The sequence below is a fragment of the Streptomyces sp. NPDC004561 genome, from assembly GCF_053602155.1.
The window spans coordinates 1-4,897 of record NZ_JBSGDB010000596.1; the positions used below are offsets into that span (position 1 = coordinate 1).

Below are 4,897 nucleotides of genomic sequence, written 5' to 3' on the forward strand. Positions count from 1 at the left end.
CGCGCGGGGTTGACCACCTCCACCAGATGCTCGAACGGCACGTCCTGGTGCGCGAACGCCTCCAGCGCCGACTCCCGCACCCGGCCCACCAGTTCGGTGAACGACGGGTCGCCGGAGGTGTCGGTGCGCAGCACCAGGGTGTTGACGAAGAACCCGACCAGGTCGTCCAGAGCCTCGTCCGTGCGCCCCGCGACCGGGCTGCCGACAGCGATGTCGGTGCCCGCGCCGAGCCGGGTGTAGAGGGCGGCGAGGGCTGCCTGCAGCACCATGAACAGGCTCGCCCCGCAGCGCCGCGCCAGGTCCGCCAACCCGGTGTGGAGTGCGGCGTCCAGTTCGAAGGTGACCAGATCGCCGCGGTGGGAGGCGGTGGCCGGGCGCGGGCGGTCGGCGGGCAGCCGGAGCTGTTCCGGCAGCCCCGCCAACTTACGCTCCCAATAGGCGACTTGCTCGGCGAAGGCGCTGCCGGAGTCGGTCTCGTCACCGAGGATGTCGTGCTGCCACAGCGTGTAGTCGGCGTAGCCGACGGGCAGCGGTCGCCATGCGGGTGCCTCGCCCTTGCACCGGGCCGTGTAGGCGGTCGCCAGGTCGCGGGAGAGCGGCTCCAGGGACCAGCCGTCACCGGCGATGTGGTGCAGCAGGACCAGCAGCACGTGCTGGTCGGGCGCGAGTGCGAAGAGCTCGGCCCTGACCGGCGGTTCGGTGGCCAGGTCGAAGCCGCGGGCCACTCGGGTACGCAGCACCTCCGGCAGGTCCGCCTCGGTGGTCCCGGTGACGGTCAGGGGGATTCCGGCCTCGGCGGCGTCGAGGATCCGCTGGCAGGGCACTCCGTCGTGGTGCGGGAACACCGTGCGCAGCACTTCATGCCGGGCCGCCACGTCCGTCAGCGCGGAGCGGAGCGCGCCCCGGTCGAGGTCACCGGTGAGCCGCAGCGCCAGCGGCATGTGGTAGGTGGCGCCGGGTCCTTCCATCTGGTGGAGGAACCACAGGCGGCGCTGGGCGAACGAGAGCGGCATGGGCTCCGGGCGGCGGCGCGCGACCAGCGGTGTCCGCGCGGTGGCGGCGCCGAGCAGGCCGGCGGCGAGCCCGGCGGGCGTCGGAGTCTCGAAGAGGGTGCGCAGCTCCAGCTCGACGCCGAGGGTGACGCGGATCCGCGAGACCAGCCGGGTGGCCAGCAGCGAGTGGCCGCCCAGGTCGAAGAAGTCGTCGTCCACGCCGGCCCGCGGGACGCCGAGCACCTCGGCGAACAGCTCGCACAGGATCTGCTCCTGCGGGGTGCGTGGCGCGCGGGCACCGGGGTCGGTGCCCCCGGGTGCGGGCAGCCAGGCGCGGTCCAGCTTTCCGTTGGGGGTCAGCGGCAGCGCGTCCAGCGTGACGATCGCCGACGGCACCATGTAGTCGGGGAGCCGTTCCCGCAGGTACTCGCCGAGGCCGTCCGCCCCCGTGGCGGCGGGCACCACGTAGGCCACCAGCCGGTCCTCGCGTGCCACCACCGCGGCCTGTGCGACCGAGGGGTGGGCGACCAGCTGTGCCTCGATCTCGCCGGGCTCGACGCGGAACCCGCGCACCTTGACCTGGTGGTCCGCGCGGCCCAGGAACTCCAGCTCGCCGTCCGCGCGCCGGCGGACGAGGTCGCCGGTGCGGTACATCCGCGAGCCCGCCGGTCCGTAGGGGTCGGCCGTGAACCGGCTCGCCGTCAGGCCCGGCCGGCGCAGATAGCCGCGGGCCAGCTGGACGCCGGCCAGGTACAGCTCGCCCGCGACACCGGGGGCCACGGGCCGCAGCGCGGTGTCGAGCACGTACACCCGGGTGTTGGCGATCGGGCGGCCGATGGGGACGGGCAAGGGGCATGCGGTGAGGTCGGCGGGGAGCGGATAGGCCGTGACGACGTGTGTCTCGGCCGGGCCGTAGTGGTTGTGCAGGGCCCGGCCGGGGCGGCGGGCGTGCAGGCGCCGGAGCCGGCTGCCCAGCCGCATCGCCTCGCCGGCCTGTGCGATCACCCGCAGGTCCGGCAGGTCGCGGCCCTGTTCCTCGGCCGCCTCGGCGAGCCCTTCGAGGACGAGGTTCGGCGCGTACAGCTCTTCCACCTGGTGGTCGTCGAGCCACTGTGCCAGCAGCTCGGCGCTGCGCCGCTGCCCGTCGGAAGGGACCACCAGGGTCTTGCCGAACAGCAGGGCGGAGAGCATCTCCTGCACGGAGACGTCGAAGCTGACCGCCGTGAACTGGGCGACGCGGGCGCCGGGCCGGCCGCCGACGGCGCGGTGGTGCCACTGGAGGAGGTTCACCAGGGCGCCGGAGGGCATGACGACGGCCTTGGGGCGGCCGGTGGAACCGGAGGTGTAGATGACGTAGGCGGGGTGGCGCGGATCGATCGCGACCGCCGGATCGGTGCCGGGGTCCCCGGGATCGGTCTCGACGTCCCGCGGGTCGTCCAGGACCAGCGCCGGGCGCGCGTCGTCCAGCATGAACGCGGTCCGCGACGGCGGGTAGTCCGGGTCGATCGGAAGGTACGCGGCGCCGGTCTTGAGCACCGCCAGCACCGCGACCACATAGCCGGCCGAGCGGGGCAGCCGCAGCGCCACGATCCGCTCGGGGCCCGCGCCGCGCCGGATGAGGGCGTGGGCGAGCCGGTTGGCGCGGGCGTCCAGCTCCGCGTAGGTCAGGGTGGTGTCACCGCAGATGACGGCGGGTGTGTCGGGTGTGGCCCGGACCTGGGCCGCGAACAGCTCCGGCAGGCTGGTGGCGGGGAACTCGACGGCGGTGGTGTTGTGTTCGACCAGCAGGGTGTGCCGTTCCTCGGCGGTGAGGATGTCGAGCGCGCCGATGGGCCGGTCGGGGTGGGCGACCGCCGCGCGCAGCAACAGCGTCCAGCGGGCGAACAGCGTCTCGACCGTTTCCCGGTCGAAGAGATCGGTGGCGAACTCGACGTATCCGTGGATGCCCGCGGGGGTGCCGGTCCCGCCGCGTTCGACCAGGTGGAACCCGAGGTCGAACATGGCGGTCGGAGTGTGGACGAGGTGGATGTCGGCGCGTACGCCGGGCAGGTGGAAGTCCCGGCGGGGCATGTTCTGCAGCGCGAGCAGGACCTGGAACAGCGGCTGGCGGGACAGTGACCGGGCCGGGTTGAGTGCCTCCACCAGGTGCTCGAACGGCAGGTCCTGGTGGGCGTAGGCGCCCAGTGCCCGTTCCCTCACCCGGCCGAGCAGTTCGGCGAAGGTCGGATCGCCGGAGGTGTCGGTGCGCAGGACGAGGGTGTTGACGAAGAAGCCGGCGAGGTCGTCCAGGGCCTGGTCGGTGCGGCCAGCGATGAGGCTGCCGAGGGGGATGTCGGTACCCGCGCCCATACGGGTCAGGAGGGCGGCGAGCCCCGCCTGGAGCACCATGTACATGCTGACGCCGCGTTCCCGGGCCAGCGCGCTGAGCCCCTGGTGCAGTTCCGCGTCGAACTCCACCGGCAGGTGAAGACCGTCGTACGAGGTCGTGGCGGGTCGGGGGCGGTCGGTGGGCAGCGGGATCTGCTCCGGCAGGCCGGCCAGCGTCGCCGTCCAGTACGCGGTCTGGCGGGCGGACAGGCTGTCGGGGTCCTGGCGCTCGCCCAGCAGCTCCTCCTGCCACAGGGTGTAGTCGGCGTAAGTCACCGGCAGCGGCGCCCATTCCGGCTCCGCACCGGCCAGCCGTGCCGCGTACGCCGTGGACAGGTCGGCGACGAGGGGCCCCATGGACCAGCCGTCGCCGGCGATGTGGTGGACCACGATCAGCAGCACGTGCTCGTCCGGGCCGAGCGCGAACAGCTCGGCGCGCGCGGGCAGTTCGGTGACGAGGTCGAAACCGCGCGCCACGGCCTGCCCGAGCAGGTCCGGCAGCTCGGTCTCGACGGCTTCGGTGACGGGCAGCCCGGGGGCGGCCTCCGCCGCGTCCAGGACCCGCTGGTACGGGGTTCCGTCGTGTTCGGGGAACACCGTCCGCAGGGTCTCGTGGCGGGCGACGACGTCGGCGAGGGCCGCCCGCAGGGCGGCGCGGTCGAGGTCCCCGGTGAGCCTCCAGGCCAGCGGGATGTGGTAGGCGGGGCCGCCGCCCTCCAGCTGGTGCAGGAACCACAGCCGCCGTTGCGCGAAGGAGAGCGGGGTGTGCCGCGGGCGCTGCCGCGGGGCCGGCGCCCGGCGCGCCTGTCCGGCCTCGCCGAGGCCGGCGGCGAGACCCGCCACCGTCGGCGTCTCGAACAGGGCCCGCAGTTCCAGCTCCACACCGAGCACCGCACGCACCCGCGCGACCAGGCGCGTCGCGAGGAGGGAGTGGCCGCCCAGGTCGAAGAACCCGTCGTCCAGGCCGACTTCGGGCACGCCCAGCACCTCGGCGAACAGCTCGGCGAGGACCTGCTCCCGCGGTGTCCGCGCGCTCCGGCCGCCCGGGGCGGCCGTCACCTCGGGCTCCGGCAGCGCGGCACGGTCCAGCTTGCCGTTGGCGGTCAGCGGCAGCGCGTCCAGGGTGACGAACGCGGCCGGGACCATGTACTCCGGCAGCCGCTCCCGCAGCCGGGCCCGCAGCTCTTCCGCGCTGGGCGCGCCGTCCTTCGCGGGCACCAGGTAGGCGACGAGCCGCGTGTCCTCGGCGCGGTCCCGGCGGGCGAGGACGGCCACCTGGCCGATCTCCGGGTGCCCGGCCAGCGCGGCCTCGATCTCGCCGAGCTCGATCCGGAACCCGCGCACCTTGACCTGCTCGTCGGCGCGCCCGATGTACTCCAGCTCGCCGTCGGCGCGCCTGCGCACCAGGTCGCCGGTGCGGTACATGCGGCTGCCCGCCGGGCCGTGGGGGTCGGCGACGAACCGTTCGGCGGTGAGCCCCGGGCGGGATGCCGTCGTTGAGCCACTTCGTCAGGCGCGTGTTCCCGTTGTCGTACACG

At 74.1% G+C, this 4,897-nt stretch carries 1 pseudogene; it reads right to left on the reverse strand.

From position 1 onward, the window contains the following. Positions 1 to 4,847 (reverse strand): annotated as a pseudogene (locus tag ACWEN3_RS41550) (amino acid adenylation domain-containing protein); the annotation flags it as partial. Between the last annotated feature and the right edge of the window lie 50 nt (positions 4,848 to 4,897).